1 protein-coding gene is annotated in these 582 nt (G+C 66.0%); it reads right to left on the reverse strand.

What is annotated here, in order from left to right:
* Positions 1 to 458: IS21 family transposase (locus tag ACUH78_RS19495; RefSeq protein WP_510497629.1), on the reverse strand; the 458-nt coding region annotated here is incomplete at its 3' end.
* Between the last annotated feature and the right edge of the window lie 124 nt (positions 459 to 582).

Consider the following 582-nt stretch of genomic DNA (forward strand, 5'->3'; position numbering starts at 1 on the left):
AAGTGTTCGCCGCCCACCGTGATCCTGAGTTCGTCACACACCGTGAAGTCCGACAGCGCCAAACGGCCCGGCGGATTGGCTTGCGAGAAGAACACCTCCTTCTCGTGTCCGTGCTCGGCGCGCCACATGCGGATCCGCCGCTGCAGGGTGCGCAGCACCCCATCGCCGAACACCTCACCGTGACGGCGCTGCAACTCCTCGAGCAGGGTTCGGCCCTGCAGCCCGGGTTCGCGCTCGAGCAAGGGCACCAGCTCCTGCTCCCAGACGTCCGCCAACGGATCGGCGCGCGTCCGCCATGTCCTCGGTCCGCGCTGCGACGGCAACCCGTCAGCCTGCTCGATGCGCCGTGCTGAGCGCACGCTGATGCCCATCCGGGCCGCCGCGATCTGCTGCGTCGCCTGCCTTCTTGCTTCCTTGTATTTGCGCACTTGTTGGTCCGTGATCTTCTTGCCGGGCACCGAGCGCCTCCCAACGCCTGTCGTCAGAAGAGCACTCTATCCCTCGCTTCCGGACCTTCCCGGCTGCAGATCCAACCGGCCAAGATAGTTGTCGTCGACCGGTCAGGCTAATTGTCGCCGGCCA

It is taken from the genome of Thauera sp. ZXT1-4, assembly GCF_052598215.2.